Source organism: Pseudomonas sp. HD57-3 (assembly GCF_056113135.1).
Genome location: NZ_CM148568.1, coordinates 5,637,691 through 5,664,349 on the forward strand (window position 1 = coordinate 5,637,691; position 26,659 = coordinate 5,664,349).

The 26,659-nt window shown below is 60.9% G+C and carries 31 protein-coding genes; 18 read left to right on the top strand and 13 right to left on the bottom strand.

Annotation, left to right across the window (positions count from 1 at the left end):
* Nucleotides 1–115: 115 nt before the first annotated feature.
* Nucleotides 116–1,279 carry a 1-acyl-sn-glycerol-3-phosphate acyltransferase gene (locus AC0R79_RS25510; protein ID WP_007951672.1) on the top strand — a complete coding sequence of 388 codons (1,164 nt, stop codon included), beginning with the start codon at nt 116–118 and terminating at the stop codon, nt 1,277–1,279.
* Nucleotides 1,280–1,328: 49 nt separating this feature from the next.
* Here the strand turns inward: AC0R79_RS25510 and AC0R79_RS25515 are convergent, their stop codons facing one another.
* Nucleotides 1,329–1,607: a hypothetical protein gene (locus tag AC0R79_RS25515; RefSeq protein WP_007951673.1), complete on the bottom strand. Its 279-nt coding sequence runs from the start codon at nt 1,605–1,607 to the stop codon at nt 1,329–1,331.
* 194 nt (nt 1,608–1,801) lie between these two features.
* Between AC0R79_RS25515 and AC0R79_RS25520 the strand changes: the two genes are divergently transcribed.
* The gene (locus tag AC0R79_RS25520) at nt 1,802–2,008 is read left to right on the top strand and encodes a hypothetical protein (RefSeq protein WP_474732153.1); all 207 of its coding nucleotides are present in this window, start codon (nt 1,802–1,804) and stop codon (nt 2,006–2,008) included.
* Between the two features lie 55 nt (nt 2,009–2,063).
* On the opposite strand, the gene AC0R79_RS25525 is transcribed toward AC0R79_RS25520, so the two are convergent.
* Entirely contained in the window at nt 2,064–2,648 is a 585-nt protein-coding gene (locus AC0R79_RS25525) for a YajG family lipoprotein (RefSeq protein ID WP_007951676.1), read from the bottom strand.
* A 190-nt stretch (nt 2,649–2,838) separates the two neighbouring features.
* Here AC0R79_RS25525 and AC0R79_RS25530 point away from each other — a divergent pair, with 190 nt between their 5' ends.
* Nucleotides 2,839–3,072 (top strand): hypothetical protein, encoded by a 234-nt coding sequence (locus AC0R79_RS25530; protein WP_039766297.1) that lies wholly within the window; start codon nt 2,839–2,841, stop codon nt 3,070–3,072.
* Between the two features lie 700 nt (nt 3,073–3,772).
* Entirely contained in the window at nt 3,773–5,281 is a 1,509-nt protein-coding gene (gene mqo, locus AC0R79_RS25535; protein WP_474732156.1) for a malate dehydrogenase (quinone), read from the top strand.
* Between the two features lie 75 nt (nt 5,282–5,356).
* Here the strand turns inward: mqo and AC0R79_RS25540 are convergent, their stop codons facing one another.
* The 3 genes from AC0R79_RS25540 to AC0R79_RS25550 all read right to left on the bottom strand — a co-directional run bounded on the left by AC0R79_RS25540 (nt 5,357) and on the right by AC0R79_RS25550 (nt 6,832).
* Nucleotides 5,357–5,644, bottom strand: coding sequence for a PA4642 family protein (locus AC0R79_RS25540; protein WP_007951679.1), 288 nt, complete (start codon nt 5,642–5,644; stop codon nt 5,357–5,359).
* Nucleotides 5,645–5,707: 63 nt separating this feature from the next.
* On the bottom strand, nt 5,708–6,187 hold the full coding sequence (locus tag AC0R79_RS25545; RefSeq protein WP_007951680.1) for a hypothetical protein: 480 nt from the start codon (nt 6,185–6,187) through the stop codon (nt 5,708–5,710).
* A gap of 87 nt (nt 6,188–6,274) precedes the next feature.
* A complete protein-coding gene (locus AC0R79_RS25550; protein WP_007951681.1) occupies nt 6,275–6,832 on the bottom strand; it encodes a hypoxanthine-guanine phosphoribosyltransferase in 558 nt (185 codons plus the stop codon).
* Between the two features lie 165 nt (nt 6,833–6,997).
* On the opposite strand from AC0R79_RS25550, the gene upp reads away from it, so the two are divergent.
* Both upp and AC0R79_RS25560 read left to right on the top strand, forming a co-directional pair.
* Complete coding sequence (gene upp, locus AC0R79_RS25555; RefSeq protein WP_007951682.1) at nt 6,998–7,636, top strand: uracil phosphoribosyltransferase; 639 nt, start codon at nt 6,998–7,000, stop codon at nt 7,634–7,636.
* A 2-nt stretch (nt 7,637–7,638) separates the two neighbouring features.
* On the top strand, nt 7,639–8,913 hold the full coding sequence (locus AC0R79_RS25560) for a uracil-xanthine permease family protein (RefSeq protein ID WP_007951684.1): 1,275 nt from the start codon (nt 7,639–7,641) through the stop codon (nt 8,911–8,913).
* An 88-nt stretch (nt 8,914–9,001) separates the two neighbouring features.
* Here the strand turns inward: AC0R79_RS25560 and hemH are convergent, their stop codons facing one another.
* Nucleotides 9,002–10,027, bottom strand: coding sequence for a ferrochelatase (hemH, locus tag AC0R79_RS25565; protein ID WP_474732161.1), 1,026 nt, complete (start codon nt 10,025–10,027; stop codon nt 9,002–9,004).
* 13 nt (nt 10,028–10,040) lie between these two features.
* Nucleotides 10,041–10,943, bottom strand: coding sequence for a TIGR01777 family oxidoreductase (locus AC0R79_RS25570; RefSeq protein WP_127799871.1), 903 nt, complete (start codon nt 10,941–10,943; stop codon nt 10,041–10,043).
* A 197-nt stretch (nt 10,944–11,140) separates the two neighbouring features.
* Here AC0R79_RS25570 and AC0R79_RS25575 point away from each other — a divergent pair, with 197 nt between their 5' ends.
* The 12 genes from AC0R79_RS25575 (at nt 11,141) to AC0R79_RS25630 (ending at nt 21,170) form a co-directional block, all read left to right on the top strand.
* Entirely contained in the window at nt 11,141–12,127 is a 987-nt protein-coding gene (locus AC0R79_RS25575) for an NAD(P)/FAD-dependent oxidoreductase (RefSeq protein WP_007951687.1), read from the top strand.
* Nucleotides 12,124–12,339: a TIGR02450 family Trp-rich protein gene (locus tag AC0R79_RS25580; protein WP_127799873.1), complete on the top strand. Its 216-nt coding sequence runs from the start codon at nt 12,124–12,126 to the stop codon at nt 12,337–12,339. Before AC0R79_RS25575 ends, AC0R79_RS25580 begins: the two co-directional genes overlap by 4 nt.
* Nucleotides 12,340–12,450: 111 nt before the next feature.
* A complete protein-coding gene (locus AC0R79_RS25585) occupies nt 12,451–13,413 on the top strand; it encodes a YbgA family protein (protein WP_085606971.1) in 963 nt (320 codons plus the stop codon).
* Nucleotides 13,413–14,354 (top strand): MerR family transcriptional regulator, encoded by a 942-nt coding sequence (locus tag AC0R79_RS25590; RefSeq protein ID WP_127799877.1) that lies wholly within the window; start codon nt 13,413–13,415, stop codon nt 14,352–14,354. Before AC0R79_RS25585 ends, AC0R79_RS25590 begins: the two co-directional genes overlap by 1 nt.
* 20 nt (nt 14,355–14,374) lie before the next feature.
* The gene (gene phrB, locus AC0R79_RS25595; protein ID WP_474735190.1) at nt 14,375–15,820 is read left to right on the top strand and encodes a deoxyribodipyrimidine photo-lyase; all 1,446 of its coding nucleotides are present in this window, start codon (nt 14,375–14,377) and stop codon (nt 15,818–15,820) included.
* Nucleotides 15,813–16,235 (top strand): nuclear transport factor 2 family protein, encoded by a 423-nt coding sequence (locus tag AC0R79_RS25600; protein WP_258712302.1) that lies wholly within the window; start codon nt 15,813–15,815, stop codon nt 16,233–16,235. The genes phrB and AC0R79_RS25600 overlap by 8 nt, the downstream gene beginning before the upstream one ends.
* Nucleotides 16,232–17,014, top strand: coding sequence for an SDR family NAD(P)-dependent oxidoreductase (locus AC0R79_RS25605; RefSeq protein ID WP_085606979.1), 783 nt, complete (start codon nt 16,232–16,234; stop codon nt 17,012–17,014). The genes AC0R79_RS25600 and AC0R79_RS25605 overlap by 4 nt, the downstream gene beginning before the upstream one ends.
* Nucleotides 17,011–18,258: an NAD(P)/FAD-dependent oxidoreductase gene (locus AC0R79_RS25610; RefSeq protein ID WP_474732168.1), complete on the top strand. Its 1,248-nt coding sequence runs from the start codon at nt 17,011–17,013 to the stop codon at nt 18,256–18,258. The genes AC0R79_RS25605 and AC0R79_RS25610 overlap by 4 nt, the downstream gene beginning before the upstream one ends.
* Nucleotides 18,255–19,070, top strand: a complete 816-nt coding sequence (locus tag AC0R79_RS25615; protein WP_474732171.1) for a DUF1365 domain-containing protein — start codon at nt 18,255–18,257, stop codon at nt 19,068–19,070. Before AC0R79_RS25610 ends, AC0R79_RS25615 begins: the two co-directional genes overlap by 4 nt.
* Nucleotides 19,057–20,328 (top strand): class I SAM-dependent methyltransferase, encoded by a 1,272-nt coding sequence (locus AC0R79_RS25620; RefSeq protein WP_474732173.1) that lies wholly within the window; start codon nt 19,057–19,059, stop codon nt 20,326–20,328. The genes AC0R79_RS25615 and AC0R79_RS25620 overlap by 14 nt, the downstream gene beginning before the upstream one ends.
* Nucleotides 20,321–20,812: a DUF2878 domain-containing protein gene (locus AC0R79_RS25625; protein ID WP_474732176.1), complete on the top strand. Its 492-nt coding sequence runs from the start codon at nt 20,321–20,323 to the stop codon at nt 20,810–20,812. Before AC0R79_RS25620 ends, AC0R79_RS25625 begins: the two co-directional genes overlap by 8 nt.
* Before the next feature lie 52 nt (nt 20,813–20,864).
* The gene (locus tag AC0R79_RS25630) at nt 20,865–21,170 is read left to right on the top strand and encodes a YkgJ family cysteine cluster protein (protein ID WP_007951707.1); all 306 of its coding nucleotides are present in this window, start codon (nt 20,865–20,867) and stop codon (nt 21,168–21,170) included.
* A gap of 54 nt (nt 21,171–21,224) precedes the next feature.
* Here AC0R79_RS25630 and AC0R79_RS25635 read toward each other — a convergent pair whose 3' ends face one another.
* From AC0R79_RS25635 to hemA, 6 genes are all read right to left on the bottom strand, one after another.
* A complete protein-coding gene (locus tag AC0R79_RS25635) occupies nt 21,225–21,743 on the bottom strand; it encodes an acyloxyacyl hydrolase (protein WP_039766327.1) in 519 nt (172 codons plus the stop codon).
* A 113-nt stretch (nt 21,744–21,856) separates the two neighbouring features.
* On the bottom strand, nt 21,857–22,648 hold the full coding sequence (gene murI / locus AC0R79_RS25640; protein WP_474732178.1) for a glutamate racemase: 792 nt from the start codon (nt 22,646–22,648) through the stop codon (nt 21,857–21,859).
* Nucleotides 22,641–23,396, bottom strand: coding sequence for a molybdopterin-synthase adenylyltransferase MoeB (locus AC0R79_RS25645; RefSeq protein WP_007951711.1), 756 nt, complete (start codon nt 23,394–23,396; stop codon nt 22,641–22,643). The genes murI and AC0R79_RS25645 overlap by 8 nt, the downstream gene beginning before the upstream one ends.
* Nucleotides 23,390–24,220, bottom strand: a complete 831-nt coding sequence (prmC, locus tag AC0R79_RS25650) for a peptide chain release factor N(5)-glutamine methyltransferase (protein ID WP_007951712.1) — start codon at nt 24,218–24,220, stop codon at nt 23,390–23,392. The genes AC0R79_RS25645 and prmC overlap by 7 nt, the downstream gene beginning before the upstream one ends.
* On the bottom strand, nt 24,221–25,303 hold the full coding sequence (gene prfA / locus AC0R79_RS25655; protein ID WP_007951714.1) for a peptide chain release factor 1: 1,083 nt from the start codon (nt 25,301–25,303) through the stop codon (nt 24,221–24,223).
* Nucleotides 25,300–26,586 carry a glutamyl-tRNA reductase gene (gene hemA / locus AC0R79_RS25660; RefSeq protein ID WP_007951716.1) on the bottom strand — a complete coding sequence of 429 codons (1,287 nt, stop codon included), beginning with the start codon at nt 26,584–26,586 and terminating at the stop codon, nt 25,300–25,302. The genes prfA and hemA overlap by 4 nt, the downstream gene beginning before the upstream one ends.
* Nucleotides 26,587–26,659 lie beyond the last annotated feature (73 nt).

The following is a 26,659-nucleotide window of genomic DNA, read 5'->3' on the forward strand; positions in this document are numbered from 1 at the left end:
TAATCGCCGGTCTATTTGCAGGGCTATTTTTGTCTGGCTACTTTTTCAGACCGTGCCCCGTTGGTTTTCGATCAAAACCTTTACTTACCCTAGCCGTTTCCAACAAGAGAGCATGATGGGCGAATTCGATGCCATCCGACCTTACGACGACAGCGAAGTACCTGCGGTACTGGCGCGACTGCTCGGCGACAAGGCGTTTCTAGATATCCTCACCCACTTCCGCTTCCCGCGTTTTGCCGGTGCCTTCGGCTGGATGCTCAAACCACTTATAGCCCATCGGCTGCGTCGTGAGTTTGCCGACGTGACCTCCGTGGCCACTTTGCAGGACAAGGTCGAGTTCTACGTCGACCACACCATCGAGCGCGCCACCGACGGCGTGACCTACACCGGTGTCGAGCAATTCAAGTCCGGCAGCGCCTATCTGTTCATCGCCAACCACCGCGACATCGTGATGGACCCGGCCTTCGTCAACTACGCCGTGTACCACGCCGGCCTGCCGACGCCGCGCATCGCGATTGGCGACAACCTGCTGCAAAAGCCGTTCGTCAGCGATCTGATGCGCTTGAACAAGAGCTTCATCGTTCATCGCTCGATCACCGGGCGTCGCGAGAAAATGGCCGCCTATCAATTGCTGTCGGCGTACATCAACCACTCGATCCGCAACGACTGCGCCTCAATCTGGATCGCCCAGGCCGAAGGCCGCGCGAAGGACGGTGACGACCGTACCGAGTCGGCGATCCTCAAGATGTTCCACATGAGCCGCAAGGACGAGCCGTTCGGCGAGGTCATTCAGTCGCTGAACCTGACCCCGGTGTCGATCAGCTACGAATACGACCCATGCGACCAGGCCAAGGCCCGCGAGCTGTACATCCGCGCCACCACCGGCACCTACAGCAAGGCGCCGGGCGAGGATGACGTGAGCATCGCCAAGGGCATCACCGGCTACAAGGGCCGGGTGCACGTGAACTTCGCCGCGCCGATCACCGAGCTGTTCGAAGACACCAAGCAATTGGCGGTCGAGATGGACAAGCAGATTCTCGGCGGCTACCGGTTGTTCCCGGTGCATTACCTGGCGTACGCGCAGTGGGCCGATGCCGATCCGCAATTGAACGTGCCGAAGGCTGCCGACGTGTTCGGTGCCGAGGAACTGGCCAAGGCCCAGGAAGAATGGCAGAACCGTCTGGACGCCTGCCCCGAGGAGCATCGTCCGTATCTGGTGCTGCAATATGCGACGCCGGTACGCAATCAGTACCGGGTCAAGGCTGGTTTGCCGCTGTAAGCGGTGTCGGCCAGATACAAGAACGGCGCCTTCGGGCGCCGTTTTTCGTTCAGAAGCGGGTACTGATCCAGGACACCAGCAACGCCAGGCCCAGACAGGCAAAACCGAAGCGGTAGAAGAAGCGATTCATGCGCAGGGTCGCCCAATCGAGCACCGGCTCCTGATTCGGCTGACTCTGACGCTGGGCCGCGATACTGGCCATCGCCCGTTGTTCACGGCGACGGGTCGCGTGCAGCAGCCAACTGCCGGGGAAGGCCAACAGCAGGGCCAGCAGGTTGATCAGTTTGGCGGGATGGGCGGTAAACAGCGTCATCAAGTGCAGCGACATCACAGACCTCAATCTAAACCGGGTATGGCGAACGCCAGACCGACGACCGCGGCGCGGATTCTACCGAAACCCTCCCCCACTGCCCTAGCCTTTGCGACAAATAACCCGTCAATCGACCGATGGCTGTCCTGTGTCACGGCATCGTCATTTGTTTCAGTCACCCTGCGCGCCTCGAAACCGACACGGAACGCGACATGCTTCACGCTGAAAACCAGGATCGCCTGTACCTCATCTCCCCGTCCGACGAACAGCAGATCCTCGTCGGCAGCCTGGCCTTCAATGTTCAGGACCGCCACTGGCTGGTGTATTGCGCCCTCGGCGGGCACCAGCATGCGGATTTGCCCGAGACTGATTTGCTGACTGGTGTCAGCGTTCTCGACTTCTATTCACAGGCCGCCTGAACGAGAAAGCCCGGAGCCATCACTGGCCCCGGGCTTTTTCACATCAACCGGACACTTACTCGGCGAGGACCTGACCCACGGTCGGATCCTTGAACAGACGGGTCAGCGCATCGCTCAGCACATCGCTGACCAGTTTGGTGTTGGTTTCCTGGTTCGGCGCCATGCCGAAACGCTGGTCCAGCGAGGCACCGTAACGGCCGCTGTAGCGACGGTTAGCGTTCTGCACGTCGGAGCGGAAGGTCGCGCCGATGGTGGCTTCGGTCACGTACATGCCTTCTTTGGGCGACTGGTATTTCAGTTCGGCCAACGTCACGGTCAACTGCGGTGCATTGGGGGCGTTGTTGGTCGGGGTGAACCCGAGCAGACGCACGGCGGCTTCAGCCTGGGCCTGCAGCTTCGGCAGGATCTGCTCGCGCTGCACGGTGATGGCGCTGGTTTCCGGGTACAGGCCGCCACGGGTGCCGAGAGTTGGCGACGGACGACCGTCGACCACGCGGACCACGACAGGCTGACCATGGCCGACCGGTGCCAGCTGAGTGGTCAGCTTCGGTTCCGGGCTCAGTTGTTGCGGGCTGTGGGCGCAGCCAACCAGGGTCAAACTGGTCACAGTGATCAAACCGAACAACAGGCGTTGCAACATGCTCTTCTCTCCAGAATCAGGCACAGACAGGCCGGCAGTATAGCGGTGGGCCACTGTGGGTCACCAGCACTGAAATGTCAGACAAAACCCGCCGCCAGCGGTTCCTGTCACACATTCTTCACTCCCCATACACGTTCGCGTCACGGCCTTTTGACAATCTTGCTCACAGATCCCCAAAAGGAGCACTGCCATGCGCTATCTGATCTCGTTGTTCGCCCCACGCCCGCTGCACCGCAGCTTCGCCCTGCTCGACCGCAACGGCCATTGCCAGGCCTTCAAGCAATGCAGCCTGCAACCGATGGGTGACGGCTGGGTGGAAATCGAGGAAATCCGCCTCAACTGGCTGCACCAGCCACTGCCCGCCAGCGCCCGGGTCGAACAGCAGCGCCCACGCGCACGTGCTCAGGCGATGTTGAGCATCTGACCGGATGCCTAATAAAAGTCATTAAACTCGACCAACTCCCCGCATTTCTTCGATACAATCTCCCCCCGATTATAAGGACGTCTCCTGATCGGGCCCCGCAACAGCGTCAATGCGCTTGCATTGGCATCCAAATCGCCCACAGAGAGCCGCCCACACAGATCGAGTGAAGCTGGCGTGCTTGCTGTTTCCCTGGCAAATCCCGCTTTTCGCGAATCTGCAGAGCTGTCATGACGCTCGGCCACTGAGTTGTTTGCCCCCTCGGGCACGGTGCCAGCCCCGGACAGCCCTTTTTGAGGTTCACGTCTTCAAAAGAGCGTGAAAAAAACGGGTTTTCACAACTTCACAAGAGTGTGGCGAGCAAATGAATAGTTTTGCGTCTGAACATGCACCATTAGCGTCTGAAACAGCCCAACGACACAGGAACGGGAACGCCTCGAATACCGGAGCCTGAAGCCTGTCCGCTACGGATTTGGTTGCACAAACGGATGTCTCGACCATAAGTCGAATTGCCAGCCCCGTGCCGAAATGAGTTCATAGGACTCTTGAAGCCAGGCCGCACGCATCCGTCGAAGTTGCGAAAAATTGCGAAGATTCGGACATGGCACACCTGACCAAGGATACCCGGGGCTCAACTGACCTGCCCTGGACGCCTGGCAGCCATGCCGACAATTTGGTGCTGCAGATTTTGGAGACGCGTTAAATGGCGCATAACGAAGCAGTCGACGTAGTTCTGGTTGGGGCCGGCATCATGAGTGCCACCCTCGCAGTACTGCTCAAAGAGCTCGACCCGGCGATCAAGCTGGAAGTCGTCGAGCTGATGGATTCCGGTGCCGCGGAGAGTTCCAACCCCTGGAACAACGCCGGTACCGGCCACGCCGGCCTGTGCGAGCTGAACTACACGCCACAGGCTGCCGACGGCACCGTCGACATCAAGAAAGCCGTGCACATCAACACCCAGTTCGAGGTGTCGAAGCAGTTCTGGTCGTACCTGACCAAGAAGGGCACGTTCGGCTCGTGCAAATCCTTCATCAGCCCGGTGCCGCACCTGAGCTACGTCGAAGGCGAAAAAGGCGTTTCGTTCCTCAAGGAACGCTTCAACGTGCTGCACAAGCACCACGCCTTCGCCGACATGGAATACACCGAAGACAAGGCGAAGATGGCCGAGTGGATGCCATTGATGATGCCGGGTCGTCCGAAAGACCAGGTGCTCGCCGCCACCCGCGTGATCAACGGCACCGACGTCAACTTCGGCGCCCTGACCAATCAGTTGCTCAAGCACCTGACCAGCGCACCCGATGCCCAGGTCAAGTACTGCAAGCGCGTGACCGGCCTCAAGCGTAATGGCAACGGCTGGACCGTCAGCATCAAGGACGTCAACAGCGGCAGCAGCCGTGAAGTCGACGCCAAATTCGTATTCCTCGGCGCCGGTGGCGCGGCCCTGCCGCTGCTGCAAGCCTCGGGTATCGAAGAAAGCAAAGGCTTCGGTGGCTTCCCGATCAGCGGCCAGTGGCTGCGTTGCGACAACCCGGAAGTGGTCAAGCATCACCAGGCCAAGGTTTACAGCCAGGCCGCCGTGGGTTCGCCACCGATGTCCGTGCCGCACCTGGACACCCGCGTGGTCGACGGCAAGAAATCCCTGCTGTTCGGGCCATACGCCGGTTTCACCACCAAGTTCCTCAAGCACGGCTCCTTCATGGACCTGCCGCTGTCGGTTCGCGCCGGCAACATCGGCCCGATGCTGGCCGTGGCGAAAAACAACATGGACCTGACCAAGTACCTGGTCAGCGAAGTGATGCAGTCGATGGAACAGCGCCTGGAATCTCTGCGCCGTTTCTACCCCGAGGCGAAAGCCGAAGACTGGCGCCTGGAAGTGGCCGGCCAACGGGTACAGATCATCAAGAAAGACCCGAAAAAAGGCGGCATCCTGCAGTTCGGTACCGAACTGGTCGCTGCGAAGGACGGCTCCATCGCCGCCCTGCTCGGCGCTTCGCCAGGCGCTTCGGTGACCGTCTCGATCATGCTGGAACTGATCGAGAAGTGCTTCCCGGCCAAGGCCAAGGGTGAATGGGCTGCCAAACTGGCAGAAATCTTCCCGGCCCGTGAAAAGGTCCTGGAAACCGACGCTGCGTTGTATCGCAAGATCAACACGCAGAACAACGTCGCGCTGGAACTGGTTGAAGCCAGCAACGAGACCGAAAGCTACGCCTGATTCGGCTCCATGAAAAACGCCCCGCACTCGATGAGTGCGGGGCGTTTTTTTATGCCTGTGGAAAACTTCGGGCTATCAGCCGCGTGCTTTCTCGATCAGCTCGATGTACTCCGGCGCGTTGCGCTGATCGCGGATCTGGTCGACGAAGGTCTTGCCGTGCTCGTCTTTACCATCCACGTCATAACCGGCTGCAACGAAAAACGTCAGGAAACGCTCGAAATCGTCGATGCGCAGGCCACGGTAGGCCTTGACCAGTTTGTGCAGCGACGGCGAGGTGGCGTCGACCGGCTCAAAATCGAGAAACAGCTTGATCTGCTCATCGCCGATCTCGTCACCAATCACTTGCTTCTTATCTTTACGCATTGCCGACTCCAGCTCGCAGACATTTCACGGGGCGGGCAGTTTACCCCTGCGCAGGCACAAGGCTCAACGCGAGCGCGTGCTGCCGGTGTGCAAATCGGCCCAGATGTGGCCGTTGGCGTAAGTCAGGAACTGGCAATACACGGTGTCATTGCGCAACAGATCGATCACCACCCGGTACTGGGCGAGCGGATAAAAGAGTGTCAGGGTCTTGCTCTTGTCGTCATACACCGGCTTTTTCAGGCTTTTGCTTTCGCCATCGAAGTTGACCAGCACCTGATTGATCGTCGCGCCCTTGTTCAGGGATTTGCCCTTGAGGCGGATCATCAATGGCGAGGTGACCGGGATCGGCTGCTGATTGGACTGGCGCTGGGCCCCCACGACCACGGAATAATCGGTGACCTGCAACAGTTGCTGCTGCTCGGGTTCGGCATCGCGCAGGGTCAGATCGTCGGGCGGCAGGAATTGGCTGTGCATCGGGGCGGCGGCCAAGGGCAGGCTGAGGGTCAGCAACAGGGCGGCGCAGCTGCGGATCAAGAGGCTCATGACAGGCTCCGGGGGGCGGGGCCGAGCACTTTAGCAGTCTTTAAAAGCAAAAGATCGCAGCCTGGGGCTGCGATCTTTCAGGGGTTCTTACATGCCTTTGACGGCGAAGATCCCGTTGGCGTTGCGCCAGTAGCCTTTGTAGTCCATGCCGTAACCGAAGATGTAACGGTCAATGCACGGCAGACCGACGAAGTCGGCTTTCAGATCAGGACGGGCCTTGCGGTCGTGATCCTTGTCGATCAGCACGGCGGTGTGCACTTTGCGCGCGCCGGCGTGACGGCAGAAGTCGATGATCGCGCCCAGGGTGTGACCTTCGTCGAGGATGTCGTCGATGATCAGCACGTCGCGGTCGATGAACGAGACTTCAGGCTTGGCTTTCCAGAACAGGTCGCCGCCGCTGGTTTCGTTGCGATAACGGGTGGCGTGCAGGTAGGACGCTTCCAACGGGAACTGCAGATGCGTCAGCAGTTTGCCGGAGAAGATCAGACCACCGTTCATCACACAGAACACCACCGGATTGCTGTCGGCCAGTTGTTCGTTGATTTGTGCACCGACGCGGGCAATGGCAGCCTCGACTTCAGCTTCGGTGTACAGGCAGTCAGCCTCTCGCATGATTTGACGGATATGCTCGAGATCAGCGGACATGGCGCTCTCCAAGGGGGGTCTGTTTCGGAAAAGCGGGCAAAGGTACGCATCCCGCACGGCCGAATCAAGCATTTGTGGACTAACGTACTGTATGTCCTATAGGACATCACCCTCGGATAGATTAATCTAGGCCGGTTTTTTTGCCCGCCGCCGGAGCCTTTCCCCATGTCCATCCAAGAGATCCGCCATCCGCTGATCCGTCACAAACTTGGCCTTATGCGCCGTGCAGACATCAGCACCAAGAATTTCCGCGAGCTCGCTCAGGAAGTCGGTGCGCTGTTGACCTATGAAGCTACCAAAGACTTGCCGCTGGAAACCTACGACATCGAAGGTTGGTGCGGCACCGTGTCGGTCGAGAAAATCGCCGGCAAGAAGATTACCGTCGTACCGATCCTGCGTGCCGGCATCGGCATGCTCGAAGGCGTGCTCAGCCTGATCCCGGGCGCCAAGGTCAGCGCCGTCGGCGTTGCCCGTAACGAAGAAACCCTGCAGGCCCACACCTATCTGGAAAAACTGGTTCCGGAAATCGACGAACGCCTGGCGATGATCATCGACCCGATGCTCGCCACCGGCAGCTCCATGGTTGCGACCATCGACCTGCTGAAGAAGGCCGGTTGCAAAGACATCCGCGCGATGGTGCTGGTAGCCGCGCCGGAAGGCATCGCCGCTGTCGAGAAAGCCCACCCGGACGTGATCATCTACACCGCGTCCATCGATCAGAAACTCAACGAGCACGGTTACATCATTCCTGGGCTTGGCGATGCCGGTGACAAGATCTTCGGCACCAAGCAGAAGGACGCGTAAGCATGCAGCAAGAGTTCAACGATCCGCTCTGGCGCACGGTGCTGTCCGGCGCACAGATGCTGTTCGTGGCTTTCGGCGCCCTGGTGCTGATGCCACTGATCACGGGCCTGGACCCGAACGTGGCACTGTTTACCGCGGGTTTAGGCACGATTCTGTTCCAGATCGTCACCGGGCGTCAGGTGCCGGTGTTCCTGGCGTCGAGCTTCGCTTTCATCACCCCGATCATTCTCGCCAAGGGCCAGTTCGGCCTGGCGGCGACCATGGGCGGCGTGATGGCGGCCGGTTTCGTCTACACCTTCCTCGGCCTGGCCGTGAAGATCAAAGGCACCGGCTTCATTGACCGTCTGCTGCCGCCAGTCGTCATTGGCCCGGTGATCATCTCCATCGGCCTGGCCATGGCGCCGATTGCCGCGAACATGGCGATGGGCAAGGCCGGTGACGGTTCCGAGCTGATCCATTACCAGACCGCGATGATGATCTCGATGCCGGCACTGCTGACCACGTTGATCGTGGCGGTGTTCGGCAAGGGCATTTTCCGCCTGGTGCCGATCATTTCCGGCGTGCTGGTGGGTTTCGCCATGTCCTTCTATTTCGGTGTCGTCGACACCGCGAAGATTGCGGCGGCCCCATGGTTTGCACTTCCTCACTTCACCGCGCCGGAATTCAACTGGCAGGCGATCCTGTTCATCGTCCCGGTAGCATTGGCCCCGGCCATCGAGCACATCGGCGGCGTGATTGCAGTCGGCAGCGTGACCGGTCGCGATTACCTGAAGAAGCCGGGCCTGCATCGCACCCTGCTCGGTGACGGCATCGCCACCACCGCAGCCGGCCTGTTCGGCGGCCCGCCCAACACCACCTACGCCGAAGTGACTGGCGCAGTGATGCTGACCAAGAACTACAACCCGAAAATCATGACCTGGGCGGCGATCTTCGCCATCACCCTGGCGTTCATCGGCAAGTTCGGCGCCTTGCTGCAAAGCATTCCGGTGCCGGTGATGGGCGGGATTCTGTGCCTGCTGTTCGGTTCGATCGCGGCGGTGGGGATGAACACCCTGATCCGTCACAAGATCGACCTGGGCGAGGCGCGCAATCTGGTGATCGTTTCGGTGACCCTGGTGTTTGGTATCGGTGGTGTGCTGGTCGGCACCGGCACCGGTCCCGACGACTTCGGCCTCAAAGGCATCGCGCTGTGCGCGGTGGTGGCGATTGCGCTGAACCTGATCCTGCCGGGCAACGACAGCTGGAAACACAAGAAGGCGGATGAGCCGCTCATATAAGCCTTGGCTTCAAGATCGTTCCCACGCGGATCACCCCACACTGATTGTTCCCATGCTCTGCGTGGGAACAATCAATCATCGACGATCATCAAAGGGCCAGTGGCGCCCGTTCACACAGCGTTGCCAACGCCTTCGCCCATTGCGGGTCATCATTCAGGCACGGCACCAGCACCAGCTCCTCTCCCCCCGCTTCGCAGAACTGTTCCTTGCCGCGATCGCCGATCTCTTCCAGGGTCTCGATGCAATCGGCAACAAACGCCGGGCACATCACCAGAATCTTCTTCACGCCGCTTTTGGCCAGTTCATCCAGCCGCGCTTCGGTGTAGGGTTCGATCCACTTCGCCCGGCCCAGTCGCGACTGAAACGACACAGACCATTTACCGTCTGGCAAACCCATGCGTTCTGCGAACAGCGCCGCTGTGCGCAGGCATTGGGCGCGATAACAGGTCGCCAATACGGCCGCCGAGGCGTTCTTGCAGCAATCTTCATTTTTGAAGCAATGATTGCCGGTCGGGTCGAGCTTGGTCAGATGCCGTTCCGGCAAACCGTGGAAGCTCAGCAACAGGTGATCGTAATCCTGCTGCAAGTGCGGCTTGGCGCTCGCCACCAGCGCGTCGAGGTATTCCGGCTGATCGTAGAACGGCTGCAACACCGACAGCTGCACATCGAGCTTTTTCTCACGCACCACACGCTTGGCTTCTTCAATCACCGTGGTGGTGGTGCTGTCGGCGAACTGTGGATAAAGCGGCGCGAGGGTGATGCGTTTATGCCCCGCCGCCACCAGCTTCAGCAGGCTTGTCTCGATCGACGGCTCGCCGTAACGCATGGCCAGCTCAACCGGACCGTGAGTCCACTGCGCCTTCATCTGCTGTTGCAGGCGACGACTGAGTACCACCAGCGGCGAACCTTCGTCCCACCAGATCGAGGCGTAGGCATGGGCTGACTGCTCCGGGCGTTTGATCAGGATCAGCGACACCAGCAGACGCCGCACCGGCCACGGCAGGTCGATCACGTACGGGTCCATCAGGAATTGATTGAGGTAGCTGCGCACGTCGGCCACCGAAGTGGAGGCCGGCGAACCCAGGTTGACCAGAAGCAAGGCGTGATCGGTCATGCAACGTCCTATTTCAGAGGCGGCTGGAAAGATCGTCCAGGGCCGCGCGTAAATCCGTGAACCGGAAAGTGAATCCCGCTTCCAGCAAGCGTTTCGGCGTGGCCCGTTGGCCACCCAGCAACAGCAATGACATCTCGCCGAGCCCGACCTTCAACGCGAGGGCCGGCATCGGCATGAACGCCGGGCGGTGCAGCACGCTGCCCAGCGTCTTGGCGAATTCGCGATTGCGCACAGGTTTCGGCGCGCACGCATTATAAGGACCGCTCGCCTGATTGCGGTGCAGAAGAAAATCAATCAGGGCGATTTGGTCATCGATATGAATCCACGGCATCCACTGCCGACCATTGCCCAAAGGCCCGCCCAGCCCGAGCTTGAACGGCAGCAGCAGGCGCGACAAAAAGCCGCCCTCGGCCGACAGCACCAGGCCGGTGCGAACCAGCACCACACGAATATCCATTGCTTCGGCGCGTTGCGCGGTTTCCTCCCAGGCGATGCACAACTGGCTGGCGAAATCGTCGATCACCGGCGGCGAGTCTTCGGTCAACTCGCGCTCGCCGCCATCACCGTACCAACCCACGGCCGAGCCCGAGATCAGCAGCGACGGTTTCTGCCCCCGATGTTCCAGCCACGCCAGTAACGATTCGGTCAGCGTAATCCGGCTGCTCCACAACAATGCCTTGCGCCGATGGGTCCAGGGCCGGTCGGCAATCGGCGCGCCGGCGAGGTTGACGATCACGTCGACCGGCTCGTCGCCAAGGTCCTCCAGACGCGCGATTCCACGCACCTGGTCGCCACAGATTTTCGCGACTTTTTCCGGACGGCGACTCCAGACCGTCAGGCGATGCCCCTGCCCGGACCAGTGCCGGCATAGCTGACGTCCGATCAATCCAGTACCGCCGGTCAGCAATATGTGCATGACTTCTACCTCGCGTGGAGTTTTACCCCGATCACTAGTCTATTTTTATAAACAGGGATCTTTTCTATCGGGCAGGCTCTATTGTTTAACCATAGGCCAAGCTGTCAGAACGAGAACGCTGGAAGTTATACCAAAAAACAAAATTGTACAGGTTTCATCCACGGCGTAGTCTGTACAGAAAGGTAAACGAGGCCCCTATGACTGTACCTATCGCAATCATTGGCACCGGCATCGCCGGACTCTCCGCCGCCCAGGCCCTGACGGATGCCGGGCATACCGTTCAGTTGTTCGATAAAAGCCGCGGCAGCGGCGGGCGCATGTCGAGCAAGCGCAGCGACGCCGGCTCGCTGGACATGGGCGCGCAATATTTCACCGCCCGTGACCGACGCTTCGTGACCGAAGTCCAGCGCTGGCAAAGCAAAGGCTGGGTCGCCGAATGGGCACCGCAGCTCTACACCTTTCATGGCGGGCAGTTGAACCTGTCGCCGGACGAACAGACCCGCTGGGTCGGCACGCCGCGCATGAGCGCCATCACCCGAGGCCTGCTCGACGGGTTGGAAGTGCACTTCGCCTGCCGGATCACCGAGGTTTATCGCGGCGAAGAACACTGGCACCTGCAGGACGCCGAAGGCTTCACTCACGGGCCGTTCAGCCACGTCGTGATCGCCACGCCGGCGCCTCAGGCCACCGCCCTGCTGGCCGCCGCGCCGAAACTCGCCGGTGCCGCCGCCGGGGTAAAAATGGATCCGACCTGGGCCGTCGCCCTCGCCTTCGACACGCCACTGGATACGCCGATCGAAGGCTGCTTCGTCCAGGACAGCGCCCTCGACTGGCTGGCCCGCAACCGCAGCAAACCGGGACGCGACACCACGTGCGACACCTGGGTCCTGCACGCCACCAGCGCCTGGAGCCGTCAGCACATCGACTTGCCCAAGGAAGCGGTGATCGAACAATTACACGGCGCCTTCGCCGAATTGCTGCACAGCGCCATGCCAGCCCCGACCTTCAGCCTCGCCCACCGCTGGCTCTATGCCCGGCCGGCCAGCAGTCATGAATGGGGCACCCTGGCCGATGCCGATCTGGGCCTGTACGCCTGTGGCGACTGGTGCCTGTCGGGTCGGGTCGAAGGGGCGTGGCTCAGTGGTCAGGAGGCTGCAAGACGCTTGCACGAACACCTGCAGTGAACCGCATCAATCCGCGCAAATTGCTGCTGTCGAAATGGACAGCAGCCCACCCGCAAAACCGTGAAAAGCATTTTCTGGTGACCGAACTGTTCCGCGACGAAGAAGGTACGGTGCTGACGATCGAATTGCAGGCGGTGCTGACCCGGCGTACCGAGCAATGCGACTGGCAGGTCCTGCAGGATGACTCACGCTGGAAAATGGGCTGGCGCTAAAAACCTCAAAAAACTTATACAAACAATTTGACTTGTACACCCATGAATCTATGCTGAAGGCATGTTGTACAGATCAGTTTGTCTGTACAGGTTTAGATTCGAGGTTGCTGCATGTCCGACTCATCGACGTCCCTACCGAAAATCGCCATCAGCGCCTGCCTGATGGGCGCCGAGGTCCGCTACAACGGCGGACACAAGGAATCGCGGCTGTGCAGCCGCACCCTGGCCGAGCATTTTGAATTCGTTCCCGTCTGTCCTGAAGTAGCGATCGGTCTGGGGATTCCCCGCGAGCCGATTCGACTTGTGGGCGACCCGGCCAAGCCTGAAGCGGTCGGCACCGTCAATCCGTCGATTAACGTCACCCAGCCACTGGCCGCTTACGGCGAGAAAATGGCGGGGGAACTCAGTGACATCTGCGGCTACATCTTCATGCAGCAATCGCCCTCCTGCGGTCTGGAGCGCGTCAAGGTCTACCACGCCAACGGTGCACCGGTGAATGGTGGCGGGCGTGGCATTTACGCCGAGGCGTTCTGTGCGCAGCATCCGAATCTGCCGGTGGAGGAAGCCGGGCGCCTGAACGATCCGGTGCTGCGGGAAAACTTCATCACCCGCGTGCTCGCCTACCGCGAATGGCAGCAGGTGCTCGAGCAGGGCTTGAGCCGCCGTGCACTGACCGAATTTCACTCGCGCTACAAATACCTGTTGATGGCCCACAACCCGGTGCAATACAAGACGCTGGGCAATCTGCTGGGCAACATGGGCCAGACAGCGCCGGACGAGCTGGGCCCGCGCTATTTCAGTGAACTGATGGCGGCGCTAAAAAAATGCGCCACCCGCCGCACCCACAGCAATGTCCTGCAGCACATCAGTGGTTACCTGAAACAGGTCATCACCCCCGAAGACAAACAGGAAGTGCAGCACATCATCGGCCAGTACCGGCACGGCATCGTGCCGCTGGTAGTGCCGCTGACGCTGCTCAAGCATCACTTTCGCCTCCACCCGGACCCTTACATTGCGCAGCAGGTGTACCTGCAACCGCATCCGGAAAACCTCAGTCTGCGAAACGCCATTTGATGAACGACTCACCCGACACCAGCGCCCGTGAAGACCTCGGCGCCGACTTCAAGAAAGCCCTCGACGAAGGCTGGCTGCCGATTCGCGAAGTTGCGCGCCAGACCGGCGTGAATGCCGTCACCCTGCGCGCCTGGGAAAGACGCTACGGGCTGATCGTTCCGCAGCGCACGCCCAAGGGCCATCGTCTTTACAGCGCCGAACATGTGCAGCGCATCCAGAACATCCTCACCTGGCTCAATCGGGGCGTTGCGGTCAGCCAGGTCAAACCGCTGCTCGACACTGCGCAAGCTTTAAACGAACCGGTGGAAGACGAATGGCATCCGCTGCGCCAGGCCGCCCTGCTGGCGGTTACTCACCTGAACGAGCGCAGCCTCGACGACAGCATCAACCAGGCGATGGCGCTGTATCCGCCACGCACACTCTGCGAGCAATTGTTGCTGCCGCTGCTGAGCGATCTCGAACAGCGCTGGCAGGGCCAGTTCGGCGCGCAGATGGAGCGCGTGTTCTTTTTTGCCTGGTTACGCAGCAAATTTGGCGCACGCATCTACCATAACAACCGTCAGTTGCGCACCGCGCCGCTGCTGCTGGTCAATCAGTCGGATTTACCGCTGGAGCCGCACCTGTGGCTTTGCGCCTGGCTGATCAGCAGCGCCGACTGCCCGGTGCAGGTGTTCGACTGGCCGCTGCCGGCCGGAGAGCTGGCGCTGGCAACCGATACCCTGCAAGCCCGTGGCGTACTGCTGTACTCCAGCAAAGCCCTGAGCCTTGCCCAACTACCGAAACTGTTGAATGGCGTCAGCTGCCCAAAACTGATTGCCGGACCCACGGTGTGCATTCACCACGCCGAGTTGTCCGCAAAGACTTCCGATTTCGCTGATCTGCTCCTGGCCGAAGACCCTCTTTCGGCGCATCGGGTGCTCATTCAGCGTGGATTGATTTAATGATTCAGACAGAGACCGACATGCAATTGATCTGGCTGCGCAGCGACCTGCGCCAACACGACAACACCGCCCTCGCGGCCGCCGCCGAGCGTGGCCCGACCGTGGCTGTGTACCTGTTGAGCCCGCTGCAATGGCAGGAACATGACGACGCGCCGTGCAAGATCGATTTCTGGCTGCGCAATTTGCGCGAGTTGAGCAAAAGCCTGGGTGCCCTGAACATCCCGCTCCTGATCCGCACCGCGCCTCACTGGGATCAGGCACCCGCCGTGCTGCTCGAACTGTGCCGACAACTGAAGATCGAGGCCGTGCACGTCAACGAGGAATACGGCATCAACGAATGCCGTCGCGACGAGGCCGTTGCCGAGGCGTTGCAAGCGGCAGGCATAACCTTCCACAGCTACCTCGACCAATTGCTGTTCAAACCCGGCAGCGTACTGACCAAAACCGGCACTTACTTTCAGGTGTTCAGCCAGTTTCGCAAGGTCTGCTACGAACGCCTGCACCGCTCGATGCCGTCGCTTAAACAGGCCCCGGGCAAACAGCAAGCGCTGAACATTGCCAGCGATCCCGTTCCAGAAGCCATCGAAGGGTTCCCGACACCCGGCGAATCCCTGCGCGCCCTGTGGCCCGCCGGTGAAACCGAGGCCCGGCGCCGTCTCGACACGTTCGCCGATGCGCAGATCGACTACTACAAGAGCGAACGCGACTTCCCGGCCAAACCCGGCACCAGCCAGCTCTCGGCATATCTTGCCGCTGGCGTGATCTCGCCGCGCCAATGCCTGCACGCTGCCCTGCAAAGCAATCAGGGCGAATTCGAAAGCGGCAAGGTCGGGGCTGTCACCTGGATCAACGAACTGCTGTGGCGCGAGTTCTACAAACACATCCTCGTCGGTTACCCACGGGTTTCACGCCATCGCGCATTCCGCCCGGAAACCGAAGCCCTGGTCTGGCGCGACGCCCCCGAGGATCTGGCCGCCTGGCAAGAGGCCCGCACCGGCTTGCCGATCATCGACGCGGCCATGCGCCAACTGCTGGAAACCGGCTGGATGCACAACCGCCTGCGAATGGTAGTGGCGATGTTTCTGACCAAAAACCTGTTGATCGACTGGCGTGAAGGCGAGCGTTTCTTCATGCGCCACCTGATCGACGGCGACCTGGCCGCCAACAACGGCGGCTGGCAGTGGAGTTCCTCGACCGGCACCGATTCGGCGCCGTACTTCCGGATTTTCAACCCGGTCAGCCAGTCGGAAAAATTCGACAGCGAAGGCCTGTTCATCAAGCACTGGTTGCCGGAACTGGCCGGGCTGAACAAGAAAGAAGTCCACAATCCGGCCAGTGCCGGCGGGTTGTTCGGCGTGGCGGACTATCCGGCGCCGATCGTCAATCTGAGCGCATCACGGGAACGGGCGCTGACAGCGTTCAAAAACCTGCCGTCACGCGCGTCTCAAGGAGTGAGCGATGAGTGAATTTCTGCGCGGTTTCGCCCAGCGGTTCGCACAGTTGAACAAGGACAACTTGCGCACCCTGGATGAGCTGTACAGCGAGGACATTCATTTCACCGACCCGCTACACGAAGTGCAGGGGCTGACGAACCTGCGCGCTTACTTCAGTGAGTTGTACGCCAACGTCAACGAACTGCGCTTCGATTTCCACGGCTTCGACCAGATCAGCGACGGCGAAGGCTATCTGCGTTGGGTCATGAGCTACCGCCACCCGCGTCTGAGCGGTGGGCAACTGATCCGCGTCGCCGGCTGCTCGCACCTGCTCTGGAGCGACAAGGTTTACCGCCACCGGGATTACTTCGATGCCGGAGCGCTGCTTTATGAACATTTACCCGTATTGGGCCGAGTGATTGCCTGGCTGAAAAGGAGATTGGGATGAGTCGTACAGCTCCACGGCGTTATTGGCTGACCGGTGCCAGCAGTGGCATCGGTGCAGCATTGGCAGAAGAAATCCTCAAGACCGGTGCACATCTGGCGGTCAGTTCCCGCCAGGTCGCGCCGCTCAAAGTGCTGTCGCAACGTTATCCGGGACAGGTACTGGTGGTGCCCGGCGATCTGACCAACAGTCAGACGGTGCGTGAGATCGGCGAACAGATCGCTGCGGACTGGGGCTCGCTCGATACGGTAATCCTCAACGCGGGCACCTGCGAATACGTCGACGCCCGTCAATTCGACGCGTCGATCATCGAACACGTAGTACGCACCAACCTGCTCGCCAGCAGCTATTGCATCGAAGCCGCCCTGCCCTTGTTGCGCAAAGGCACGGCACCGCATCTGGTGGGGATGGCCAGCTCGGTGACCTATGTGCCGTTGCCTCGCGCCGAAGCTTATGGTGCGTCGAAGGCCGGGCTGCGTTATCTGTTCGAATCCCTGCGCATCGACCTGGCGGACGAAGGCATTGAAGTCACGGTGATCAGCCCCGGTTTCGTCGACACGCCGCTGACCGCCAAAAATGATTTTCCGATGCCGCTCAGCTGGCCTGTGGATAAAGCCGCGCGGCATATCTTCGCCAAGCTGAAAGACCGGCCGCTGGAGATCGCCTTTCCGGCGCTGTTCATGGCGGTCCTGTGGCCCTTGTCGAAAATGCCCGCGCGCGTACAACTGGCGATTGGCAAACGCATGGTGCGCAGCAATCCGCCGCTCAGGGATGCAACATGAAAATCGCCATCGTAGGCAGCGGCATCGCCGGTTTGACCTGCGCGTATCTGCTCGCTCGCCGACATGACATCACCGTGTTCGAAGCCGACGCCCGGGTCGGCGGTCATACGCACACGGTACCGGTCACCGTGGAAGGGCGCGACTACGCAGTGGACACCGGTTTCATCGTGTTCAACGACTGGACGTATCCGAACTTCATTCGTTTGCTCGGCCAATTGGGCGTGGCCTTCAAACCCACCGAGATGAGTTTTTCGGTCAACGATCCGGACACCGGTCTGGAATACAACGGCAATAATCTGAACAGCCTGTTCGCCCAGCGCAGCAACCTGTTGTCCCCCGGATTCTGGGGCATGTTGCGCGACATCCTGCGGTTCAACAAAGAAGCCCGGCGCGACCTTGCCGAACAGCGGATCGCCACCGACACCACCCTCGACGATTACTTCAAGGCCGGCGGCTACGGCGAGCGTTTCATCCTGCATTACATCGTGCCGATGGGCGCGGCGATCTGGTCGATGCCGATGGCCGAGATGCTCAATTTTCCGTTGCAGTTCTTCGTGCGCTTTTTCGAGAACCACGGGTTGCTGTCGATCAGCAATCGCCCGCAGTGGCAGGTCATCAAGGGTGGCTCCAGCGCCTACATTGCGCCGCTGACGGAGTCGTTCAAGGAACGCATCCGCCTGAACTGCCCGGTGGGCCGGATCGATCGCGACGCGCACGGCGTGGTTATCCACAGCCCGGCCGGCATCGAGCGTTTCGACAAAGTGGTGCTGGCCTGTCACAGCGACCAGGCCCTGCGAATGCTGGGCAACCCCGGCAAGGTCGAACGGGAAATCCTCGGCGCCCTGCCCTACGCCGACAACGAAGTGGTGCTGCACACCGACACCCGCCTGCTGCCCACACGCAAACGGGCCTGGGCCAGCTGGAATTATCGCCTCGGCGGCGCCGGTCATACCCAGGCCGCCGTGACCTACGACATGAACATTCTGCAAGGCATCCAGAGCGATACCACGTTCTGCGTCAGCCTCAACCAGAGCGCCGGCATCAGCCCGTCCAAAGTGCTCGCGCGCTTCACCTACGCTCACCCGCAATTCAGCCTCGCGGCGGTGGCGGCGCAACAGCGCTGGGCCGAAATCGACGGCGAGCAGCACACGCATTATTGCGGCGCCTATTGGGCCAACGGTTTTCATGAGGATGGCGTGGTCAGCGCTTTGCGCGTGGCCGCGTCCTTCGGAGAAAGCCTGTGAACAGCGCACTCTACAGTGGCTGGATCGCCCATCGGCGATTCGCCCCGCGCCGTCATGAATTCCGTTACCGGATCGGCATGCTGTACCTCGATCTGGCTGAACAGGAGGCGGTGCTGGGCCTGTCCCGACTGGCGGGCGCCAGCCGCTTTGCACCGTTTTCATTTCGCGAAACCGATTACCTGAAAACCTTCACCGGCCGGGGCATGCGCCTGAGCGATGCGGTGCGCCAGTTGGTTGGCGAAGCTCTGGGCCATGCGCCGCAAGGTTCGATCTGCCTGCTGACCCAGCCACGCAGCTGGGGCCTGTCGTTCAACCCGGTGAGTTTTTTCTATTGCCACGAGGCCGACGGGCAACTGGCGGCGATTCTCTGCGAAGTCAGCAATACCCCTTGGCGCGAGCGTTTTCACTACGTGCTGCCGGCCCGAACGCCCAGCAATCTGCAGGACTTTCACCAGCACTTTGCCGTGACCAAGGCGTTTCATGTGTCGCCATTCTTGCCGCCGGACCTGGAATACCGCATGAGCTTCAGCCCTGCCGCGCAGGTCCTGGGTGTGCACATGGCCGACTGGCAAGGCGAGCAAAAACTGTTCGACGCCACCCTCGACCTGCGACGTGAACCCCTTGATCGACACCACTTGCACCGGCACCTGTGGCGCTTTCCCTGGATGACCGCCAAGACCGCGCTGGCGATCTATTGGCAGGCGCTACGCCTGTTGCTCAAGCGCACGCCGGTGTTTGCCCACCAGCGCGCCGACGACCGTTTTCGAACCGCCACCGTACCGCCCGAGGAACGTCACCATGAAATCCACTAGCGTCTCGGCCAAAGCCAGCCTGTTCAGCCCCCACGGCCTGAGCGGCTCGCTGCTGCGCCGGGGAGTACTGCGCCAGCTGGAGCAGCTCAAACAGGGTCAACTGATCGTCATCGAGGACGGCGAACGCCACGTCTTCGGCACACCGGGTAGCGCGTTGGTGGGGGAAATTCAGGTCATGGATCCGGCTGCCTGGGGCCTGGTCGCGGGCAATGGCTCGATCGGCGCCGGTGAGGCTTTCATTCATGGTTACTGGCGCTCGCCGGATCTGACGGCGGTGGTGCGGGTCTTCGTCAGCAACCTTGAAGTGCTCGACGGAATGGAAGGTGGCCTGGCCCGACTCGGTCGCCCGCTGGTGCGCGGGCTGCACTGGCTCAACCGCAATACGCGCAAGGGCTCGCAGAAAAACATCGCCGCCCACTACGACCTCGGCAATGACCTGTTCGAACAGTTTCTCGACCCGACCATGATGTATTCCGCCGCGCAGTTTCTCAGCCCCGAAGACAGCCTGGAGCAGGCGCAACTGAACAAACTGGAGCGGATCTGTCAGAAGCTCGCGCTCAAGCCCGGCGACCATCTGCTGGAAATCGGCACCGGCTGGGGCAGCATGGCGCTTTACGCGGCGCAGCACTACGGCTGCAAAGTCACCACCACCACGCTGTCGAAGGAGCAGTTCGCCTTCACCGCCGCCCGCATCGAACGCCTCGGCTTGCAGGATCAGGTGACGCTGCTGCTCAAGGATTACCGTGACCTCACCGGCCAGTACGACAAACTGGTGTCGATCGAAATGATCGAAGCAGTCGGCCACCGCTTCCTGCCGACCTACTTCAAACAGTGCGCGCACTTGCTCAAGAGCAACGGCCTGATGCTGCTGCAAGCGATCACCATCCGCGAACAGCGCTACGAGCAGGCGCGTCGTGGGGTGGACTTCATCCAGCGTTACATTTTCCCCGGCGGCGCCCTGCCCTGCGTGCAGAAAATGCTCGAGATCGTCAGCCGCGACACCGACATGAACCTGTTGCACATGGAAGATTTCGGCCTTCACTACGCCCGCACCCTGCGTCTGTGGCACGAGAACTTTCGCCATGCTCACGGCCGTCTGACCGAATTGGGCTATGACGATTACTTCCTCAGGCTGTGGGAGTTCTACCTGTGTTATTGCGAGGGCGGATTCCTCGAGCGCACCATCGGCACCGCACAACTGGTGCTGGCCAAACCGGCGGCGATGACCGCGCCTTTGCTGGGCCGTTTCGATGCTTGAGCGGTTGGCCAACGCGGTGCTGTTCCAGATCGGCTGGTTGGCCTGCGTACTCGGCGGCAACAGTTTGTGGTTGCTGCTGGCGCTGGCGGTGCTGGTGATTCATTTGCGCTGGATCAGCAGTTGGGCGCAGGAAGGCCGGTTGATCCTCAGCGTGGTGATCATCGGCACGGCGGTGGACAGCGTGTTGCGCGGCCTCGGGGTTTTCGAGTTCAAGGATCTGTCGCCGCTGATTCCGCTGTGGCTGATGTTGTTGTGGGCGTTATTTGCCACGACATTGCGTCATTGTCTGCAATGGAGCGCGACGCCGTGGTGGCTGGCCAGTCTGCTTGGCGCAACAGGTGGCGCGCTGTCCTATGGCGCCGGCGGACGACTGGCCGGTGTGCAATTTCCTTTCGGTGAGTTACCGACCCTGATCGGCATCGCACTGCTGTGGGCGTTGCTGTTTCCGCTGCTGCACCAACTGTCCCGACGGCTGACGCGTTAAACGCCTGTCAGGCCTTTCACACGCTCATCGGCCACTGCCGTACACTGGCGCCATGAAAACCATACCCCATCGGCAAATCGCCGAGCCCGAGGTCACCTGCTCGACCTGTGCAGCCTGCTGCTGCCAGCTCGAAGTAATGCTGATCACCGACACCGGCGTGCCCGAGCGTTTTATCGATACCGACGATTGGGGTGGTGAGGTGATGCTGCGTCTGGACGACGGCTGGTGCGCGGCGCTGGATCGCGACACGATGATGTGCACGATCTACGAGAAGCGTCCGCTGATCTGCCGCGAGTTCGAAATGGGCGCACCGGAATGCATCGACGAACGCCAGGGGATTGCCACGGCGTATCGCTGAATAAAAAAAGGAGCGCTAGGCGCTCCTTTTTTACGGGGCTGACTTTCTGGGGGCTTATAGCGGCATCGTGTAATGCAATGCGTAGCTTTCGACCCCATCGTTGTCGCTGCTCAGACCGGCGTTGGAATAGTGCGTCGCACGGATCCCGACTTCATGCCCGCCATTGAAGCGCAGGCCGAAACCGATACGGTCTTCGAACTGGAAAGAACCGCCGAGCTTGTTGTCTTCGTACTCGGTGTTGGAGAACAGCGCCACGCCGATCCCCGCCTCGACATACGGTTTGACCGACTGGCCGGCGAACTCGTAAACAAACACCGGCGAGAACGACAGGCTGTTGTTGCTGGAGGTCTTGTCGCCTTCCCAGTAGGTGTAGGCGCCACTCCAGTAACCGGTCAGGCGACCGACGTCGCTTTGCAGCCAGCTCTTGTCCCAATCGAAATTCATGCCCAGGCGATAAGTCATCGTCGAATCGCTGGTGGCACCCACTGCAAACTCGACGCCAGCAGCTTGTGCGGTAAAACTTTGCCCCATCAGTGCAGCCGCAATCGCGGCCAAGCAGAATAGTCGCTTCACGTTGAAACTTCCTTTTCCGGAACGATCGTTTGGTTTTTCTAGGTCACTCTGCGCTATAGAAATCTGCGCTTGGTCAGAAGTTCAGCTGACTTTTTAGATATTTCACATTTTTTTTACAAGGTGAATTTTTCGACGTCGCCATCGACTTGACCCAGCAGGGCGAGGGTCTTGCGCAAAGACGCGGGATCGGCGCTGGTCCAGAATCTGACCGGCCGGTTCGGCCCTTCGGCGAGCTGATCCCGCTCGGCCAGCAGCCGCTGCAATTGTCGGGCTACTGCCGCGCCGGTGTCGATCAGGCTGATGCTCTCGGGGATCATCGACTTGAGCATCGGCTTGAGAAACGGATAGTGAGTGCAGCCCAGAATGATCGTGTCGCAACCGTTGGCCAGTAGCGGATCGACGTAGTGCTTGAGCAATGCACGCAACTCGGGGCTGTGAAGATCGCCGCTTTCAATCCGCTCGACCAGTCCGGGGCACGGCTGCGTGATGACCCGCACATCGGTGGCAAAACGATCGAGCAGCGCCGCAAATTTCGCACTCTGCAAAGTGCCGGTGGTGGCGAGTACCCCCACCACGCCGCTGCGGGTGGCGGCGGCGGCCGGTTTGACCGCCGGCTCCATGCCGACAATCGGCCACTCGGGAAAGTCCCGGCGCAGATCGGCGACGCCGGCCACGGTCGCGGTGTTGCACGCGATCACCAGCGCCTTGGCACCCTGCTCGCGGAAAAAACCGGCCATCACGCTGCAACGCTGGCGGATGAATTCCGGGGTTTTCTCGCCATAAGGAATGTGGCCGCAATCGCCGAGGTACAGCAGCGATTCATTCGGTAGCAGTTGCTGGATTTCCGCCAGCACCGACAGACCGCCGACGCCGGAATCGAAGACGGCAATCGGCGCTTCACGCATGCTGCGAACCACAGACGCTGCAACCCGGGTCGCGCTTGACCCGCAGCTCACGGAATCGCGAGCCCAGCGCATCGATCAACAGCAGACGACCCACCAGTGGCTCGCCAAAACCCGCCAGCAACTTCAGGGCTTCCAGCGCTTGCAGGCTGCCGACCAGACCGACCAGCGGCCCGACCACGCCGGCTTCACTGCAAGTCAGTTCGGCTTCGCTGCCGTGACCGTACAGGCAGTGGTAACACGGGCTCTCGGCACGACGCGGGTCGAACACCGAAAGCTGTCCTTCGAGGCGGATCGCGGCGCCGCTGACCAAGGGCTTGCGCGCCGCCACGCACGCGGCGTTGACCGCTTCGCGGGTGGAGAAATTGTCCGAGCAGTCGAGCACCAGATCCACCGCCGCCACGGCTGCGGCGAGAGAATCCTCGTCCAGTGCCTGACGATGGGGCACCAGCTTGATTTCAGGATTGATCGCGCTCAGGCGCTTGAGCGCCGAGTCGACCTTGGTCATGCCGACGCTGTCGGTGTCGTGGATGATCTGGCGTTGCAGGTTGGTCAAATCGACCGTGTCGAAATCCGCCAGGTGCAATTCACCGACACCCGCCGCCGCCAGGTACAACGCCACCGGCGCACCGAGACCACCGAGGCCGACGATCAATACCCGGCTGTCCTTGAGCTTCAACTGGCCATCGATGTCGATGTGTTGCAGCAGGATCTGCCGACTGTAGCGCAACAATTCCTGATCATTCAGCACGGCAGGCGCCCCAGGCTGATCCGTTGATGGCCGCCCAGATCGGTGCGGCTGTGGACTTCTTCGAAACCTTGCGTCAGCAGCAGATCGCGCACGGCTTCGGCTTGATCATAGCCGTGTTCGAGCATCAGCCAGCCTCCGGCCTCCAGATGAGCCGGCGCCTGGGCGATGATCAGACGCAGATCGTCGAGCCCGTCGATGCCGGCCACCAAGGCGCTTTCCGGCTCGAAACGCACATCGCCTTCCACCAGATGCGGATCGGCGGCGCGAATGTACGGCGGGTTACTGATGATCAACTCGAAACGCTTGCCTTCGAGGGCGCTGAACCAGTGACTGCTCAGCACCGTCGCGTTGTTCAAGTGCAGGCGCTGGCGATTGCGCTCGGCCAGGGCCACGGCTTCCAGCACGCGATCCACGGCGGTGACTTTCCACGCCGGGCGTTCGCTGGCCAGAGCCAGGGCAATCGCCCCGCTGCCGGTGCCCAGATCGAGAACTTTGGCCGGGGTCGCCGGCAGCAATTCCAGTGCGGCCTCCACCAGCAGTTCGGTGTCCGGACGCGGGATCAGCGTGTGCGGCGCGACTTCCAGATCCAGCTTCCAGAAACCCTGCTGACCCAGAATGTACGCGACCGGCTCGCCGCTACGACGACGTTGCAGGTACTCGGCGAAGACCAGTGCGGCTTCGCTGGGCACGATGCGCTCGGGCCAGGTGTGGAGAAAACTGCGCGACTTGCCCAGCGCGGCGGCCAGAAGCAATTCGGCATCCAGACGCGCGGTGGGCGAATCCGGCAATTCGGCGGCACGCAACAGGCTGGCGATGATGGTCATTTACTCACCTATCGCTGCGAGCTGGTCGGCCTGGTATTCGGCCAGCAACGGCTCGATCACCGCTTCGACGCCACCGGCGAGAATTTCGTCGAGGGAATACAGAGTCAGGTTGACGCGATGGTCGGTGACCCGGCCCTGGGCAAAGTTGTAGGTACGGATACGCTCGGAGCGGTCACCGGAACCCACCAGCAATTTACGTTCGCTGGCGATGGCGTTGGCCGCTGCAGCCGTCTGCTGGTCGTTGAGCTTGGCCGCCAACCAGGCCATCGCCCGGGCACGGTTCTTGTGCTGGGAACGTTCTTCCTGGCACTCGACAACGGTGCCGGTCGGGATGTGGGTGATACGGATCGCCGAGTCGGTGGTGTTGACGTGCTGACCACCGGCCCCGGAGGAACGGTAAGTGTCGACGCGCAAATCCGCCGGGTTGATCTCGATGGCTTCACGCTCGTCCGGCTCGGGCAATACCGCCACGGTGCAGGCCGAGGTGTGGATACGGCCCTGGGATTCGGTGGCGGGTACACGCTGAACGCGGTGCGCGCCGGATTCGAATTTCAGCTTGCCGTAAACGTTGTCGCCTTCGATGCGGGCGATGACTTCTTTATAGCCGCCGTGTTCGCCTTCGTTTTCCGAGAGGATTTCCACGCGCCAGCCACGGCGTTCGGCGTAACGCGAGTACATGCGGAACAGGTCGCCGGAGAAGATCGCCGCCTCGTCGCCACCGGTGCCGGCGCGGATTTCGAGAAACACGTTGCGCCCGTCGTTGGGATCCTTGGGCAGCAACATGCGTTGCAGGTCGGATTCCAGCGTGATCAGCAACTCCTTGGCTTCGCGGACTTCTTCCACGGCCATTTCACGCATGTCCGGGTCGCTGTCCTTGAGCAGCGCCTGCGCGCCTTCAAGATCACTTTGTACGCCGAGCAGCTTTTTATAGCCTTGTACCACCGGCTCAAGTTCGGCGTATTCCTTGGAATAGGCGCGGAATTTGGTCTGGTCGGAAATGACTTCGCCGTCGCCGAGCAGCGCGGTCAGTTCCTCGAAACGGTCCTGGAGAATGTCCAGCTTATTGAGCAGTGACGCTTTCATTGCGGTTTTTTATCCGAAAAGCTATCCGGTGAGCCCTCGAGGGCAAAGAGTTCCTGAGCCATGGCCAGCGCATCGAGGCGGCCTTCGGCAGAAAGCTTTTTCAACTGCACGCTCGGGGCGTGCAGGAGTTTGTTGGTCAGGCCGCGGGCCAGTTGCCCGAGCACGTCTTCGGCGTTGCCGCCATTGGCCAGCAGGCGCAAGGCCTTTTGCAGTTCTTCGTCGCGCAGGCGTTCGCTCTGTTGACGATAGGCCTTGAGCACATCGACCGCCGCCAGCTCGCGCAGGCGCACCATGAAATCGTCGGCGCCGACCGAGACCATCTCTTCGGCCGCCTGCGCTGCACCCTGACGGCTCTTGAGGTTTTCGGCGACCACTTCGTGCAGATCGTCGACGCTATAGAGGTAAACGTCGTCGAGTTCGCCGACTTCTGGCTCGATGTCACGGGGAACGGCGATGTCGACCATGAAGATCGGCTTGTGCTTGCGCAGCTTCAGCGCGCTTTCCACCGCGCCTTTACCGAGGATCGGCAACTGACTGGCGGTAGAACTGATGACGATGTCGCTGCGTACCAGTTCGGCCGGAATATCCGAGAGCAACACCGCGTGGGCACCGAACTGCTCGGCCAGCAGGCTGGCGCGCTCCAGCGTCCGGTTGGCGACCACGATGCGCTTGACCCCGAGTTCATGCAAATGACGGGCGACCAGAGTGATGGTCTCGCCGGCGCCGATCAACAGCGCCTGGCTGCGTTGCAAGTCACTGAAAATCTGTTTGGCCAGGCTGACGGCGGCAAACGCCACGGACACCGGGTTTTCGCCGATGGCTGTGTCGGTACGCACTTGCTTGGCGGCATTGAAGGTCGCCTGGAACAGTCGCCCGAGCAGCGGCCCGATGGTGCCGGCCTCGCGGGCCACGGCGTAGGCCGATTTCATCTGGCCGAGAATCTGCGGTTCGCCCAGCACCAGCGAGTCGAGCCCGGAGGCGACGCGCATCATGTGACGAACTGCCGCATCATCTTCATGCACATAAGCACTCGCGCGCAGCTCATCGAGGCTTAAATGGTGATAGTCGGCCAGCCAGCGCAGCACGATATCGGCCGAAAGCTGATCCTGTTCTATATACAGCTCACTGCGATTGCAGGTGGAGAGGATCGCAGCTTCGCGGCTGTCGGTGAGTCGGCAGAGCTGCTGCAAGGCCTCCACCAGCTGCTCAGGGGTAAAGGCCACGCGCTCGCGGACGTCTACTGAAGCAGTCTTGTGGTTGATACCGAGTGCAAGGAAGGCCATTCAAGGTCGCTGATGGTGACGTGAAGCCGGCAATTGTCCTACTTCGTCAGATTCAGAACAACTACCGCTGACT